The sequence below is a fragment of the Streptomyces sp. CA-210063 genome (assembly GCF_024612015.1).
Lineage (GTDB): Bacteria > Actinomycetota > Actinomycetes > Streptomycetales > Streptomycetaceae > Streptomyces.
Map to the genome: position 1 here is coordinate 10,130,506 of NZ_CP102512.1, position 13,770 is coordinate 10,144,275.

The window sequence follows — 13,770 nt, forward strand, 5'->3', positions numbered from 1 at the left end:
TGCGGCGTCAGCCCTCCAGTCGCCGCAGCCGCTCCGCGTCGCACGTGCGCGGGCACGTGGAGCAGGCCTCGGCCGGGCGGATCGTGTAGTAGAGGCAGCAGCCCATCCGCGTGCGGGTCGCGTGTTCGCGGCCGTCGCTCGTGCGGAGGGAACGGAAGTCGGCGCCGCCGGGAAAGGGCGCGCGGGCGGTGGGGAGGACCTCGGAGGCGGCCCGGACACCGGCGGCCTCGTCGCCCAGCATGCGGCCCAGGTACCAGAGGCCGGAGACGAGGTCGTCGGAGACCAGGCCCCACAGCGCGCGCGAGCCCCGGCGGACGTACGGGCCGATCGCGTCCAGCACCGGGCCCATGTGGTCCGCGACGGCGGCCCTCAACTCGGCGCGCAGCCCCTCCTCGTCGGCGACGGCCCGGGTGCCGGCCAGGGCCGTCGACGGGTCGTCCGGCAGACAGACGAGGTCGGTGCCGGGGCTGATCTCGTACGCGCCCGTCGCGAGGTCGACCCGTATGCCGGACGGTGCGATGCGGGGCACGCGGCGCTCCAGGTACCAGACGCCGCTCATCAGCAGGCCGACCGACCAGGCGTAGTCGTGCAGGGCGCGGGAGGCGGCGACATGCCGGGGCGCGGTGTGGTCGAAGCGGTCCTGGATGCGAGCGGCCTCCGCATCGACGAAAGCCTCCACGCTCTCCTGACCCTCCATCAAGCCGACTGTGCCAAAGCCGACTTGGCGTGCCGGGGCGGTGCTGGTCGTCTGCTGCCGGGTGACTGGGCCGCAGGGTTCCGCGACGCGTACGGACAGCGCCTCGCACACCGCGTCCAGACGGCGGTAGGCGGCGGAGAGGAGGTCCGGGACATGCGTGGCGGTGTCGGCCTGGGCGGACTCCAGGTGGGCCACGGTCATCGGTAACTCCATAGCGTGAAGAGGTTTGGCGAGTGGGGGAGGTAAGGCTTACCTTAACTGCAAGATCGCGCGCTGATGACCAGACGGGGTGTGAAGTAGTCGTGTGCACGGTTGACCAGCAAGGTTGCTTACGAATTGATCAAGGGTGGCGTGGATCGCGGTGAACCCAGGGCCGTTGAAAGCTAAAACATGCCTGACCTAAGCTCACGTTTCGTGACTGCGACCGAACGCGCCGCGCTGGTCACCAACCGCCGCCCGGCCGTACGCGTACCGGGTGACGACTCGGTGGGCGCCCTCGGCCGGCGACAAGGTCTTCGAGGTCCCGGACGAGACCTGGAGGTCCGGCATCGGTGTCCAGGCGGCCGAGGAGACGCTCACCGACGTGGTGAGGGCCACCGGCGCCGAGCCGCCGAAGCCGTGACTTCCGCTGTTCCAGGCCCTGTCGGGGGCCGCCCCCCACCATGGGACGGGCCCGCCCCGCCGACTCCCCACCCGCTAGCGGAAGTTATGCAACCCACCCCATGCGCCTGTACCTGCTCGCACTGAACCCCACCGACTCCGTCACCGAGGGCTTCCTGCCCGCCGCCGCCCGGCTCGGCCTGGACGTCACCGTCCTCACCGACCAGCCCGATGCCCATCGCACCGCGTATCCGGAGTATCCCGAGACCGAGATCCTGGAGTGCGACGTACGCGACTACCGCGCCGTCGTCACCCGGATCTCCACCCACCACCGGGCCGACGCCGTCTTCACCAACAGCGACCACCTCCAGACCCAGGCCGCCCTCGCAGCCCAGTACTTCGGCCTCCCCGGCAAGGACTGGCGGGCCACCCTGCGCAGCAAGGACAAGGGTGAGATGCGCCGCCATCTGGCCACCGTCGGCGTCGACACCGTCTGGTCCGCCGAGATCACCGATCCGGCCCACCTCACCGGCCGCCTCGTCGTCGACGCCCCGTACCCCTGTGTCATCAAGCCCCGCGAAGGCGTCGCCAGCGAGGACGTCGTCCTGGTCGACACCGCCGGGGACCTCATGGCCCGCGGCAAGGAGATCCTGACCCGCCGCCCGGGTGTCACCCTCGTCGTCGAGGAGTATCTGCCGGGTGAGCTGTACACCCTGGAGACCCTCGGCGACGGCCGCGTCCGGCACGTCCTGGGCGGCTTCCACACCGAGCTGTCCCCGCCGCCGTATTTCATCGAGGAGCGGCTGCGCTTCGTCCCGGCCCACCCCGAGCCGGTCGTCGCCCAGATCCTCGCCCAACTCGACGCGCTGGGCGTCGGGTTCGGCGCCTGCCACACCGAGTTCGTCGTGCACGACGGCCGGGCCCGCGTCATCGAGGTCAACTACCGTGCCATCGGCGACCAGTGCGACCTGCTGCTCGCCCGGCTCCTCGGCCTCCCGCTCTTCGACCACATCCTCCGCACCCACCTCGGCGAGCCGCTGCCCACCGACCTGGACATCCGGCGCGACGGCGCGGCCCGTGTGGAGTACCCCTGCGCCGAACGGGCAGGCACTCTCGTCGCCGCCCCCGCCGCGACCGAACTCACCGTCGACGGCGTCCACCTGACGTACCGTCCGCTTCGTCAGATCGGCGAACGGCACGAGCTGTACTGGACCAACCGCGACTACCTCGGCGTCCTCCGTGCCACCGGCACCAGCCAGGAGACCGTCGACCGGGCGGTGGCGGACTTCCTCGCCGCACAGCGCTGGGAGATCCAGCCGTGACCGCCGTGACCGCCGTGACCGCCGGCAACACCCCCGTCGTCGCTCCCGCTTCCGTGAACGCCGCCACGGCCGCCTCCGCCCCCATGGCCGACCCCGCATCGCAGCTGCTCACACGTGTGCTCAGCGCCCTGCTCCGCGAGGACGTCGTAGGCCTGCGCACTCGCGGCACCCTCGTCCGCCACTCGGACGGCCCCTGGCTCCGCCTGCCCGTCGACGGCGGCGACGCCCTGCTGCTGCCCGTCACCGAGGACGGATTCCAGCATGCGTACGCCGCCCGACTGCCCCTCCTCGTACGGGAGTCGGACGGCACGCCCCTCACCACCTCCGACACCGTCCTCGCCGCACTGCGCGCCCTCGCGGAGCCCGTCGACCGCGACGGCTTCGACGCCTTCGCCGAGGAGTGCCGCCAGACGCTCGCGACGATGCGGCTGCACGAGGCGACAGGGCAGGAAGTGGCCGACGGTCTCACCGAGCTCTACGGCCCCGACCTGACCGAGTGGACGGGCCTGCGCGGCGGCCTGGCGTACGAGACCCTGGCCGCGCGTCTGGACCACCCGGTCTACCCGACGGCGCGCGGCCGCTCCGGCCTGGACGAGGACCAACTACGCGGCTTCGCACCGGAGTTCCACCCGAGCTTCGCGCTTCACTGGCTGGCACTGCCCCGGGAGTCGGTCACCGTCGCCGGGGAACTCCCGGACGGCTGGCCCACCCCTTCCGGGCTCGGTCTCGCGGACCTCGACCGCACCCATGTCGTCCTGCCCGTCCACCCGTTGACCGTCGGCGCGCCCCTCGACGCGGCACTGCGCGAGGCGGGACTCGCGGACCGGGCCGTACTCGCCGACCGGGTGTACCTCGACGTCGTGCCCACGCTGTCCATGCGTACGGTCGCGCCCGCCGCCGCCCCCTCCCTGCACCTCAAACTGCCCCTGGCCACCGCCACACTGGGCCTGCGCAACAAGCGCTCCATCAAGCCCGGCACCCTCGTCGACGGCGCCGCCGGACAGCGGCTGCTGGCGGCGGTGCTCGACCGCGAGCCCCGCTTCCAGGACCGCGTGCTGCACGCCGACGAGACGGTGTACGCACACGCCGGGCACGAACTGCTCGCCGTGCTGTGCCGCCGCCACCCGACGGACCTCGACGACTCGGTCGTCGTCCCCATGGCCGCCCTGCTCGCCGAGGCACCCGGCGGTGGACTGGTCGTCGACCACCTCGCCGACCGCTTCCACCACGGTGATGTGACCGCCCTGCTGGACGCCGTGCTCACCCTGCTGTTCGACTGGCAGACCACGCTCTTCGGATACGGCATCGCCCTGGAGTCGCACCAGCAGAACGTCTCCCTGGTGTTCGGCCCCGAGCCGGGCGACCTGCGCCTCCTGCTGAAGGACAACGACGGACCGCGCATCAACGGGGCCCGGCTGGCCGCCAGGTTCGGCGAAAACGCTGGCAGCTGGGGCTTCGACGACGCCCGCACTTTCACCACCGACGACCGCGCCGTGGCCGACGTCTTCACCACCATCACCCTCCACCTCTGCGCAGGCGCCTACGCGTTCGGCCTCGCCCGCCACGCCCGCGCCCCACTGCCGGAGCTGCTGAGCCTCGTACGGGACCGGCTCGTCGAGGCCGTCGACCGGCTCGGCGGCGACGCGGCAGCCGTACTGCGCGCCCGCGTGCTGAACGCGCCCGAGCTGCCGGTGAAGGCGATGGTGACCGCCGGAACCCTGCTCAGCAAGGAGCGGTCGGGCGCCGCCGACATCAACAAGCACTACACCACAGGGCCCAACTACCTGCTCCTGGTCGGTGGTTCGGCATGACCGCCGAGGCGCTCGCGATATCGCACCCCGCGTTCGGGGCCGCGCCCGGTTCGGCCCCGCCGCGCCGGTGCTGACAGGCGGCGGCGTAGCCGCCCTCACCGTCTTCGCGACCCTCCTGCCCCCACATCCGCGTACCCGCTGGAGCCACCGAATGCCCCCGCTCACCGACTCGCTCGGTACCACCCACCTCCCCACCGCGGACGACGCGGTGGCCCACACCCTCCTCAACTGCCTGCTGCGCGAGGTGTCCGGCCCCGAACACCAGACCGCCGTCATCGACGGTCACCTGCTGCTGCGCCTGCCCCGCCGCGGCCTCCTGCTCCGCGTCGCCGTCCGCCGTACGTCCCTGCTGGGCGCCCACCGCTTCACCGGCCCCGTCCAGGAGCAGTCCGGCACCGGCTGGACGGAGCTCGACTGGCGCCGTCTCGCCGAATACACACACGACGAGCTGGCCCTGCGCACCGGCGTCCGCAACGACGAGTTCCTGCACCAGATCGACTCCAGCCACCGCACCCTCGCCACCGCGCTCGCCACCCGCGAGACCACCGCGCTCGCCACTCACGACACGGCCCCGCACGGGCTCCCGGACTACCTCGCCTCCGAGCGGTCCCTGCTCTTCGGCCACCGTTTCCACCCCACCCCGAAGGCCCGCACGGGCGACGCGGACGCCTGGCGGTCGTACGCCCCCGAGGCCGGCGCCTCCTTCCCGCTGCGCCACCTCGCCGTCCGCGACCACCTGATCGCCGAGGAGAGCGCCGAGGCGGGCGCCACCGCCGTGCTCGACCGGGAACGCGGCGACGTCCCCGAGGGCTACCGGCTGCTGCCCGCCCACCCCTGGCAGTACGAGATGCTGCGCGAACACCGGTTGCTGCGCGAGGCCCTCGGCCGCGGTGACATCCTCGACCTCGGCCCCGGCGGACGCGAGTACGCGGCCACCGCCTCCGTCCGCACCCTCTTCGACGGCGACTCCTTCCTGAAGTTCAGCCTCAACGTCCGTATCACCAACTGCTTGCGAAAGAACGCCAGTTACGAACTCTCAGGCGCCGTCGCCCTCACCCGCGTCCTCGCCCCGGCCTTCACCGACCTCTCGACCCGCTTCCCCGGCAGCGCCATGCTCCGCGAACCGGCCTACCGCAGCCTCGCCGTCCCCGGCCCCGACGGCACCCCTGACCGCGCCCTCCTCGAAGGCTTCGGCGTGATCGTCCGCGAGGGCCTGTCCCGGCGACTGCTGCCCGGCACGACCCCGCTGCTCGCGGCCGCCGTCGCCGACGAGTACCCGACCAGCGCCGCCCACATCTCCCGCCTCCTCGACGGCGCGGGCCCCGCGGCCGCCCTGGACTGGTGGCGGGCCTACCTCCGCCTCCTCGTCCCGCCCGTGCTCTCCGCCTACTTCGACCACGGCCTCGTCCTGGAACCCCACCTCCAGAACGTCCTCGTCTGCGTCGACACCGACGGCATGCCCGCCCAGGTCCTCTTCCGCGATCTGGAGGGCACCAAGCTCGTCCCCGACCACCACGCCGACACCCTCGCCGCCCTGCCGCCCGAGGTCGCCGGCCCGATGTCGTACGACGCCCGGCGTGGCTGGGACCGCGTCGTGTACTGCCTGCTCGTCAACCACGTCGCCGAGCTGCTCGCCGCCCTCGCCGACCTGCACCCCGAGACCGAGGCCGACCTGTGGGCGGCGGTCCGCGCGACCATCCGCGCCTACGCGGACGAGGAGGGCTGCCCGCCCCGCCTCTCCGCCCTGCTCGCCGGGGTGCCCCTGCCCGCCAAGACCAACCTGCTCACCCGCTGGGAGCGCAAGGCCGACCGCGAGGCCGGCTACGTCCGGCTGCCCTCCCCCCTCGCCGAGGACGTCCTCCGCTGGAGCACCCGATGAGACAGGAGCGCCCGATCAGTCAGGAACGCCCGATGAGCCTCCCCACCCCCGCCGTACGTGACCGCGTCCTGTCCCTGCCGCCCACCGAACTCCCCGCGTACGTCTACGACTTGGCCGCCCTGCGCGCACACGCGGCACAGGTGCGCGCCGCGCTCCCCGAACGCGTCGAGCTGTACTACGCCGCCAAGGCCAACCCCGAGCCGGAGATCCTCGCCGCGGTCGGCCCGTACGTCGACGGCTACGAGGTGTCCTCCGGTGGCGAACTCGCCCATGTCGCCGAGGCCGTCCCGGGCCGTCCGCTGGCCTTCGGCGGCCCCGGCAAGACCCCGGACGAGATCCGCGCCGCCCTGCGACAGGGCGTCGAACGCTTCCATGTGGAGAGCGAGCACGACCTGCGCATGCTCGCCGAACTGGCACGCCAGACGGCGCCGGACACACGCGTGGGGGTGCTCCTCCGCTTCAACCTCGCGGTGGCCGACGGCTCACTGGCGGGCAGCTCGCTCACCATGGGCGGCCGCCCCACCCCCTTCGGTCTGGACCCCTCACAGGCACCGAACGTCCTGCGCCCTCTCACGGACGGCACCTACCCGCACCTCGGACTGCGCGGCATCCACGCCCACTTGGCGAGCGGACTCGACGCACCCGCGCAACTCTCCGTAGCCCGCGCGATCGTGGACTGGGCGACGGGACTCGGCGTCACCCTCTCCGAGGTGAACGTCGGCGGCGGCATGGCCGTCGACTACGCGCACCCCGAGAGCCGCTTCGACTGGAAAACATACGGCGAAGGTCTCACTCGACTCGCCGATGCCCACCCGGAACTGACGCTTCGTATCGAACCGGGCCGGGCACTGACCGCGTACTGCGGCTGGTACGTCACCGAGGTGCTGGACGTGAAGCACAGCCACGGCGAGGAGTTCGCCGTGGTCCGCGGCGGCACTCACCATCTCCGCACCCCGGCGACCAAGGGGCACGACCAGCCGTGCGCGGTGCTGCCGGTCGAGGAATGGCCGCACCCGTGGCCGCGCCCGGCGGCCGTGGGGGAGTACGTCAGTCTCACGGGGCAGCTGTGCACACCGAAGGACCTCCTCGCCCGTAACGCCCACGCGCCCGGGCTGCGGGCGGGGGACCGGGTGGCGTTCTCCCTCGCGGGCGCGTACGCGTGGAACATCTCGCACCACGACTTCCTGATGCATCCGCGCCCCGGCTTCCATTTCCTGGGCTGATCCTGTCGAGAGCTCCGTGGCGGAACCCGCTCGCCCGCCCGACCCTCTGGGGGAGTGTGACCGTTGACAGGCGGGCGGACCGGGCGCAGACTCATGTCCACAATGCAGTGAAGTGAATTTCACCAGACGAACAAGGTCGGCGCCCGGGGGACGGGACGCGGCTCGTCCTCAACGACGAGGAGTACTCAATGCACACCACCGTCGGCATCATCGGCGGCGGCCCGGCGGGACTGCTGCTGGCCCGTCTGCTGCACAACGCGGGAATCGACAGTGTGGTTCTGGAACGCAAGGACCGCACATATGTCGAACAGCGCCAGCGTGCCGGAATCCTGGAGCAGGCCACCGTCGACGTGCTGCGCGCCGCCGGCGCGGGGGCGCGACTGGATGCCGAGGGCATGCCCCACGACGGCATCGAGCTGCGCTTCGACGGCCGCGCCCACCGCGTCGACTTCCCCGAGCTGACCGGCGGGCGCCGGGTGTGGGTCTACGCCCAGACCGAGGTCGTCAAGGACCTCATCGCCCTCCAGCTCACCGACGGCGGACCCCTGCTGTTCGAGGCCGAGGTGCACGCGGTCGAGGGCGCCGACACCGACCGCCCGCTCATCCGCTACACCCACGAGGGTCGCGAACAGACTCTGACCTGCGACTACGTGGTCGGCTGCGACGGCTTCCACGGCGTCGCACGCAACGCTGTCCCGGACGGGGTGCGGACGACGTACGAGCGGACGTACCCCTACTCCTGGCTGGGCATCCTCGCCGACGCCCCGCCCGTCTACGACGAGCTGATCTACGCCCACTCCGAGCGCGGCTTCGCACTGGCGAGCATGCGGTCGCTGTCCGTGAGCCGTCTCTACCTCCAGGTCCCGAACGGCACCGACCCCGCCGACTGGTCCGACGAGCAGGTCTGGGACGAGCTGGACGCCCGCTTCGCCCTCACCGCGAACCCGGGGTGGCGGCTCAAGCGCGGGCCCGTCACCTCCAAGGCCGTCCTGCCGATGCGTAGCCATGTCACCGAGCCGATGCGTCACGGCCGGGTCTTCCTGGCCGGTGACGCCGCCCACATCGTGCCGCCCACCGGCGCCAAGGGGCTCAACCTGGCCGCCACCGATGTCATCGTGCTGGCCCGTGCCTTCGCGCGGCTCAGGGAGACAGGCTCGTCCGAACTGCTCGACACGTACTCCGACACCTGTCTGCGCCGGGTGTGGCGGGCCGAGCACTTCTCCTACTTCATGACCACGACGCTGCACGTCGACCCGGCCCAGTCCCCGTTCGAGACCAGGCTCCAGCTCTCCCAGCTCGACCGCGTCGCCACCTCACGGCACGCGGCGGCCGAGCTGGCGGAGAACTACACGGGGCTGCCGCTGGACACCGCGTCCTAGCCGGTCACACCACATGACCGCACTGGCGCGCACGGACATGACTGACGGGCCCACCCCCGAAAAAGGGGTGGGCCCGTAGCCGTGTGGTCGATGTCAGTGGGCGCCGAGGCCGCCGCTCCCGAAGGAGCCGCTGCTGCCCTTGCTCCAGCGCGGCCGCTTCTTCTCCTCGCTCGGGCGGGAGCCCATGTTTCCGTGCACCTCGTACGGTGTCAGCCGGTAGTCGCTCTTGGGGATCTCGTCCGGCTCGCGGTTCACCCGCTCCTCACGGACAGGGCCGCCGTCCGGCATGCGGGGCTGCTCCTCGGGGCGCGGCCGGCGCGGCTCACGTGCCCGTACGCGAGCGCCCAGCCAGATGGCGCCGATCAGCATGGCCACCACGACGACGCCTGCCAGGAACGGTGCGATACCGCCCAGTACGCTTCGTTCTGCGGCTATATCAGTCCATTCCATGTTCATAAGGGATGAATACCCCCTAAAAGGTCGAGTGAACCGGCCCGCTTCGAACAGCTTGTGCCCGGGTGCCCTGTGTCCCGCCCTCGGAAACGGAACCCGGTGCACCGTGTGCGGCGCGGATGCTGCCCACCGTGTTTGGCCGCATGGCCTCCGGCTACCCGCCCGTTGTGACCTCGACAACGACATCCCACCAGGAACTCGTCCGGTTCCTCGAGGACCGCTTCGCCTGTGCGCAGGCGTGCACGGAGTGTGCGCGTGCCTGTGCGCTGCGGGCGAGCCTCGCCGATCCGGACGGGCCCGAAGACCAGGAAAAGATGCGACGCAAGGGCATCATGTGCGCGGAGGTGTGCGACGCCACCTGCAGGGTGCTCTCCGAGCAGCCCGGCCTCGACGAGGCCGGTATCCGCGTGCAGGTGGAGTGGTGCCGAACCGTCTGCCTCGAATGCGCGCACGTCTTCGACGAGCACCCCGGCGCGGAGGACGGCGCCAAGGCCTGCCGTGAGTGCGCCCAGGCCTGCACGGACTTCCTCGCCACCCTCGGCTGAACCCCCGGTCTCGCGGGAGGAGGGGCGGGATCTCCGGGGGAATCGGCCGGACCGCACCGCTCCCACGTGTTCCCAATTACTGGAACACGTTCTAGCGTGTGCGCCGTCAGGTCGGCCTTGGGGAGCCTGGAGGCGCCGTGCACCTCGAATACACGCCCGAGCAGCAGCGGCTGCGCACCGAACTGCGCGCCTACTTCGCCGAGTTGGTACCGGAGGGCGCCTACACCCGGCACGCCGACCCGGCGGCACAGAAGCGCTTCTACCGCGAGACCATCCGCCGCCTCGGCACCGACGGCTGGCTCGGCGTGGGCTGGCCGAAGGAGTACGGCGGACGCGGCCTGACCGCCATCGAACAGTTCATCTTCTTCGACGAGGCCGCCCAGGCCGGGGTCCCGCTGCCGCTGATGGCGCTCAACACCGTCGGCCCGACGATCATGCAGTTCGGCACCGAGGAGCAGAAGTCGTACTTCCTGCCCCGCGTCCTCTCCGGCGAGATCGACTTCGCCATCGGCTACAGCGAGCCCGACGCCGGCACGGACCTGGCCTCACTGAAGACCCGCGCGGTCAGGGACGGCGACGATTACGTCGTCAACGGGCAGAAGATCTGGACGACCAACGGCGACACGGCCGACTGGGTGTGGCTAGCGGTCCGCACCGACCCCGACGCCCCGCCCCACAAGGGCATCACCATGCTCCTCGTCCCGACCACGGACCCCGGCTACTCCTGCACCCTCATCAACACCCTCGCCTCGCACGACACCACCGCCAGCTACTACGAGAACATCCGCGTCCCCGTCTCCCGCCGCGTCGGCGAGGAGAACAAGGGCTGGCGCCTGATCACCAACCAGCTCAACCACGAGCGCGTCACCCTCGCCGCCCACGGCACCATGGCCATCCGCTCCCTGCACAACGTCCAGCGCTGGGCCATGGAGACAAAACTCGCCGACGGCCGCCGCGTCATCGACCTCCCCTGGGTACGCCGCCGCCTCGCCCAGACCCACACGAAACTCGACGCCCTCAAACTCCTCAACTGGCGCATGGTCAGCGCCCTCCAGGAGGGCACCCTCACCCCGCAGGACGCCTCCGCCGTCAAGGTCTACGGCTCCGAGGCCCGCCGCGACGCCTACGCCTGGCTCATGGAGATCGTCGCCACCGCCGGCGCCCTCAAGGAGGGCTCCACCGGCGCGGTCCTGCACGGCGAACTCGAACGCGGCTACCGCTCGGCCGTCATCTTCACCTTCGGCGGCGGCAACAACGAGATCCAGCGCGAGATCATCTCGTGGATCGGTCTGGGGATGCCCCGGGTACGGCGTTAGCCTCCTGTGACCACAGACCTTAGTTGTCACATACCGAGGATGGTTGGCACCGTGATTCTGTGGGATCAGGATGACGGCCGAGCCGTGATGCGGCAGTTGGCACTTCGCCGCGAGCACTGGAACGCCGTCGACTGCGACTTCGCGGCGATGGCGGCTCCAACTCAAGATCGAGAACTTACCGCCTGCCAGGCTGAGAGTTCTCCGCTGGCGCCGCGTCCGAGGTTGCCCGTGGGCGTACACCATCGGCAGCCGCCGTTCTGGCGGGGATCTTGGAGATGCCGTTCGCGGACTCGAGGGCGGTGGATGACTGATCCCAGATCGTTGTCGTTCTCGTGCAGGCCGGCGGATGCGAGCAGGAATTGGGTCACGGCCTCGCCGGCGGCGAGTGTGTTCAAGGGCATCACGCTGGGCGCGGTCGGCCTCGGGCTGGTGGGCCCAGCAGCGCGGAACTCGTGTCCGTGCGGCTTCGGACGGCTCAGATCTCCTGGGGCTTGTAGGAGCTGGGTTCGCGCAGGGCGACGCGACCTAGGAGGTCGACGGTTTTGGTGACGCCCTCGACGGGGGCCACAAGAACGTCCTCGTGCTCGATGCTCAGGACGTCGTCGTAGCCGGCTCGGCGCAGGGCGAGGCAGAAAGCGCGCCAGAACGCGTCGTCGTGGCCGTAGCCGAGGGTGACGTAGTTCCAGGAGCGTTCCTTGGCGGCCATGACCGGCAGCGTCTCCAGCCTGCTGGTCAGGGCCTGGCGGGAGGGTTCCAGCCGGGTGTCCTTGGCGTGTACGTGGTAGATCGCCTCGCCCAGGGTCTCGATGGCGGCGAGCGGGTCGGCGCCCATCCACATCAGGTGGCTGGGGTCGAAGTTGGCTCCGACCACGGGCCCGACCTCCTCGCGCAGGCGCAGGAGGGTGGGGACGTTGTAGACCGCCTGGTGGGCGTGCATCTCCAGAGCGAGCTTGGGTACGCCCCGGTCACGGGAGTGGGCGACGAGGTCTCGCCAGTACGGGAGTACGACCTCGGTCCATTGCCAGTCGAGGATCTGTGTGGTCTCCGGCGGCCAGGAGACCGTGATCCAGTTGGGGTTGGCGTCGCCCGGCCCGCCCGGCAGCCCGGACATCATCACCACGCGGTCGACGCCGAGGAGCGGGGCGAGAGCGATCGTCCTGCGCGCGACCTGGTCGTGCTCGCGGCCGCTGGGCCCGGGGTGCAGGGGGTTGCCCGAGCAGGTGAGGGCGCTGATCGTGAGCCCTCGGTCGGCGAGCTTGGCCAGCAGTTCGCGGCGCGCGCCGTCGCTGTCGAGAAGCCGGTCGATGTCGATGTGCGGGGCGGTGGACCAGGCGCCGGTGGCGAACTCCACGTGGTCCAGGCCGAGTTCGGCGGCCAGGTTCAGGGTCTCGTCGAGCGTGAGGTGCCCGACGCTGTCGGTGTTCAGACCGATCTTCATGATGCGTCCCGTCTGCGGTGTGGCAGGGCGGGGAGCGGTCGTTCCCCGCTGGTTCGGTGTGCCGGCGGTGGGGGTCAGATGTAGAGGGCTGGGCGGTCGGCGAGTTCCACCTCGACGCGGCGGCCTTCGGTCTGGGCGCGGATGCCCGCCTCGCAGACCGCGGCCACGGCGTAGCCGTCCCAGGCACTGGGGCCGGTGACCTCGCCGCGCCGGGTGGCGTCGATCCATGCCTGGACCTCGCGGTCGTACGCTTCCTCGAACCGCTCGACGAAGCCGGGGGCGACAGTGCCGCCCCAGCGCCCGCCGGTGCTGACGAGCATGTCGTGCCGGTCGCCGATGCGGGCGGTGCCGTGCTCGCACACCGCCTCGGCCTGGACCTGGTAGCCGTAGCGGGCGTTGACGTAGATCTCGACGTCGACCAGGGCGCCGCCGTCGGTTTCGAAGACGACGAACTGCGGATCGGCCAGCCCTTCGGGCGCGTTGCCGGAGGGCCGCGGCCGCAGCACGGTGACGGCGGTGATCTCCTGGCCGAGCAGCCAGCGGGTGATGTCCATCTCGTGGGTCACGGAGTCGTTGATGAGCATGGCGCTGGTGAAGTCCGGCGGACAGGACGGGTTGCGGTGCCGGTTGTGCAGCATCAGCGGCCGGCCCAGTTCCCCGCTGTCCAGCAGCGCTTTGAGCTTGATGTACTCGTGGTCGTAACGGCGCATGAAGCCCACCTGCACCCGGCGGTGCCCGAGCCGCTGCTCGGCCTCCAGCACGCGCAGGGCGGAGGCGGCGTCGGGGGTGAGGGGCTTCTCGCACAGGACGGGCAGGTCGTACTCGAACGCGGTGAGCAGTGCCGCCTCGTGGGCGATGCCCGGGGAGGCGAGCAGCACCGCGTCGACGTCGGGTGAGGCCATCGCTTCGGCGACGTCGCCGTAGGCCGCGCATCCTTCGACGTCGGCGGCGACCGTCTTGGCGCGATCGATGTCGACGTCGACGACGGCGGCCACATGGGCGCCGCTGGTCACCTCGCTGATCCGGCGTACGTGATCGGCTCCCATGCGGCCGGCGCCGATCACGGCGACTCCAAGGGAGGTGCGGTAGGTCATGTGGTTCCTTGAC

12 protein-coding genes are annotated in these 13,770 nt (G+C 71.1%); 8 read left to right on the plus strand and 4 right to left on the minus strand.

Features of this window, described 5'->3' with window-relative positions; genetic code table 11:
• Window positions 1–7: 7 nt before the first annotated feature.
• Window positions 8–898, minus strand: coding sequence for a (2Fe-2S)-binding protein (locus JIX56_RS44125; RefSeq protein ID WP_257549595.1), 891 nt, complete (start codon window positions 896–898; stop codon window positions 8–10).
• Between the two features lie 274 nt (window positions 899–1,172).
• On the opposite strand from JIX56_RS44125, the gene JIX56_RS44130 reads away from it, so the two are divergent.
• The 6 genes from JIX56_RS44130 to JIX56_RS44155 all read left to right on the plus strand — a co-directional run bounded on the left by JIX56_RS44130 (window position 1,173) and on the right by JIX56_RS44155 (window position 8,911).
• Window positions 1,173–1,319 carry a hypothetical protein gene (locus tag JIX56_RS44130; RefSeq protein ID WP_306819915.1) on the plus strand — a complete coding sequence of 49 codons (147 nt, stop codon included), beginning with the start codon at window positions 1,173–1,175 and terminating at the stop codon, window positions 1,317–1,319.
• A 100-nt stretch (window positions 1,320–1,419) separates the two neighbouring features.
• Window positions 1,420–2,619, plus strand: a complete 1,200-nt coding sequence (locus JIX56_RS44135; protein ID WP_257549597.1) for an ATP-grasp domain-containing protein — start codon at window positions 1,420–1,422, stop codon at window positions 2,617–2,619.
• Between the two features lie 83 nt (window positions 2,620–2,702).
• Complete coding sequence (locus JIX56_RS44140; RefSeq protein ID WP_257551465.1) at window positions 2,703–4,430, plus strand: IucA/IucC family protein; 1,728 nt, start codon at window positions 2,703–2,705, stop codon at window positions 4,428–4,430.
• Between the two features lie 151 nt (window positions 4,431–4,581).
• Window positions 4,582–6,309, plus strand: a complete 1,728-nt coding sequence (locus JIX56_RS44145) for an IucA/IucC family protein (RefSeq protein ID WP_257549599.1) — start codon at window positions 4,582–4,584, stop codon at window positions 6,307–6,309.
• A 32-nt stretch (window positions 6,310–6,341) separates the two neighbouring features.
• Window positions 6,342–7,532: a type III PLP-dependent enzyme gene (locus JIX56_RS44150; protein ID WP_257549600.1), complete on the plus strand. Its 1,191-nt coding sequence runs from the start codon at window positions 6,342–6,344 to the stop codon at window positions 7,530–7,532.
• A gap of 188 nt (window positions 7,533–7,720) precedes the next feature.
• Window positions 7,721–8,911 carry a 4-hydroxybenzoate 3-monooxygenase gene (locus JIX56_RS44155; protein ID WP_257549602.1) on the plus strand — a complete coding sequence of 397 codons (1,191 nt, stop codon included), beginning with the start codon at window positions 7,721–7,723 and terminating at the stop codon, window positions 8,909–8,911.
• Between the two features lie 93 nt (window positions 8,912–9,004).
• Here the strand turns inward: JIX56_RS44155 and JIX56_RS44160 are convergent, their stop codons facing one another.
• Window positions 9,005–9,367 (minus strand): DUF6479 family protein, encoded by a 363-nt coding sequence (locus JIX56_RS44160; protein ID WP_257549604.1) that lies wholly within the window; start codon window positions 9,365–9,367, stop codon window positions 9,005–9,007.
• Between the two features lie 140 nt (window positions 9,368–9,507).
• Between JIX56_RS44160 and JIX56_RS44165 the strand changes: the two genes are divergently transcribed.
• Complete coding sequence (locus JIX56_RS44165; RefSeq protein WP_257549606.1) at window positions 9,508–9,909, plus strand: ferredoxin; 402 nt, start codon at window positions 9,508–9,510, stop codon at window positions 9,907–9,909.
• 137 nt (window positions 9,910–10,046) lie between these two features.
• A complete protein-coding gene (locus tag JIX56_RS44170; RefSeq protein ID WP_257549608.1) occupies window positions 10,047–11,225 on the plus strand; it encodes an acyl-CoA dehydrogenase family protein in 1,179 nt (392 codons plus the stop codon).
• Between the two features lie 475 nt (window positions 11,226–11,700).
• Here JIX56_RS44170 and JIX56_RS44175 read toward each other — a convergent pair whose 3' ends face one another.
• Together JIX56_RS44175 and JIX56_RS44180 are read right to left on the minus strand one after the other, a co-directional pair.
• Window positions 11,701–12,663, minus strand: a complete 963-nt coding sequence (locus tag JIX56_RS44175; protein WP_257549610.1) for a sugar phosphate isomerase/epimerase family protein — start codon at window positions 12,661–12,663, stop codon at window positions 11,701–11,703.
• Between the two features lie 74 nt (window positions 12,664–12,737).
• Window positions 12,738–13,757, minus strand: a complete 1,020-nt coding sequence (locus tag JIX56_RS44180) for a Gfo/Idh/MocA family protein (protein WP_257549612.1) — start codon at window positions 13,755–13,757, stop codon at window positions 12,738–12,740.
• Window positions 13,758–13,770: the final 13 nt, after the last annotated feature.